This window comes from Christiangramia aquimixticola (assembly GCF_048285835.1).
Classification (GTDB): domain Bacteria; phylum Bacteroidota; class Bacteroidia; order Flavobacteriales; family Flavobacteriaceae; genus Christiangramia; species Christiangramia aquimixticola.
The window spans coordinates 201,080-202,828 of record NZ_JBLVTL010000003.1 but is presented as its reverse complement, the minus strand read 5'-3'; the positions used below and the strand labels follow the sequence as shown (position 1 = coordinate 202,828).

At 34.5% G+C, this 1,749-nt stretch carries 2 protein-coding genes; both read left to right on the top strand.

All coding sequences use genetic code 11. The annotated features are described in order from the left end of the window. Positions 1-384: cold-shock protein (locus tag ACNKXV_RS07840; protein ID WP_417907159.1), on the top strand; the 384-nt coding region annotated here is incomplete at its 5' end. Positions 385-728: 344 nt separating this feature from the next. Continuing rightward, positions 729-1,691, top strand: a complete 963-nt coding sequence (locus tag ACNKXV_RS07835) for a fatty acid desaturase family protein (RefSeq protein WP_417907158.1) — start codon at positions 729-731, stop codon at positions 1,689-1,691. Positions 1,692-1,749 lie beyond the last annotated feature (58 nt).

Sequence of the window (1,749 nt, the reverse complement as noted above, 5' to 3'; positions counted from 1 at the left end):
GCCAAGCGTTTAGAAAGAAAAGAGAATTCAAACAAAGGTGGTTCATTTGAAGATATGATCGCCTATGTAGATGCAGATGGTAATCTTACAGATACTCCACCAGATCCAACTCAGAAAGTAGAAGTAGAGGTAGAGGATATCGAAATCGCTATCCCTAAGAAAGAGGATAGAGAAGAGGAGGAAATCATTACAGATACTGAAGGAAAAGTTTCATTTTTCGATCACTCAAAAGGTTTCGGATTTATTATTGGTAAAACAACCGGTGAAAAATACTTTGTACACGTAAGTGGACTTATTGATGATATCGATGAGAATGATAAAGTAAGTTTCGAACTGGAACAAGGAATGAAAGGTCTTAATTGCGTTAGGGTTAAAAAAATCTAATAACATCTAAATGGCTGTGTTTCACAGCCATTTACCTTTTTTATTTTGTGTTAATTTCAAATTAATGCATAAAAAGTTTGTACGTTCGTAAAGAATATGTATATTTGCAGTCAATAAATAGTTTAGTTTCTTCACTTCTATATTTCCAATCAGGAATTTTCTAGTTTTGTTTACTTCAATATTTAGAAGAATAATTTAATAGTACCAGTATCAACAATCCACAATTTGCCCAAAAACGGGCCTCAGAATTTTCCAAGACTTTAAGGAGCCGGGTAAATTCCTATTTCAAAACTAATAATATTAGTAAGCACGCAAATGCCAGCATGATCGTTAAAACGGTCCTGATGCTTTTGACTTTTATACTTCCTCTTATTATTGTGAATACAGGAATGATTGAAAGTACCTGGTTGTTATTTGCTCTTTACATCACCAGTGGTTTTGGAATGGCAGGTATAGGGATGGGAATAATGCATGATGCAATTCACAATTCGTATTCGAAGAATCAGAAAGTTAATCAGTATTTAGGTTATACCCTGAATCTTATAGGAGCTAATGCAGCGATCTGGAAAATTCAACACAACGTTCTTCATCATACTTTTACCAATATAGAAGAAGCAGACGACGATATTAATCCTCCTTTCTTTTTAAGATTTACTCCTCATACCAAGAGATACGGGATCCATAGATTTCAACATATATATTCCTGGTTCTTTTATGGACTATCCACGGTATCCTGGGTAACCGCAAAGGATTTTGTAAGAATGGCCAAATTTAAAAAAATGGGCTTCTTTAATGAGGGGATAGCTTTTAGCAACGAGTTATTAAAAGTAATAGCCTGGAAAATAGCATCTTTCACCTTTGTATTATTTCTCCCAATGATCATGGCTCCACAAGCCTGGTGGGTAGTACTACTGGCTTTTGTAAGCATGCATTTTGTAACAGGATTAATGATCACTACTATTTTTCAATTAGCTCATATAGTTCCTACCACAGATTATCCTTTGCCAAATGAAAAGGGTATTGTAGAAGGAGATTGGGCAAGTCATCAACTGTTAACCACAAGTAATTTTTCTCCAAACAGTAAATTATTCTCCTGGTTCATAGGTGGCCTGAACTATCAAATAGAACATCATCTCTTACCTAATATATGTCACGTACATTACAGGAAGATATCACATATAGTTGCGCAAACAGCTAAAGAATATGGATTACCATATCATAACAAACATAATTTCATCTCTGCGGTTGGAGAACATTTCAAAATGCTTAGGCAACTTGGAAATACAGACCAGCTTAACATGGGATAATATAAAACAGATTGAATGCCATACGATCTTTAAACTTAAATGGCTAGTAACAATAAAC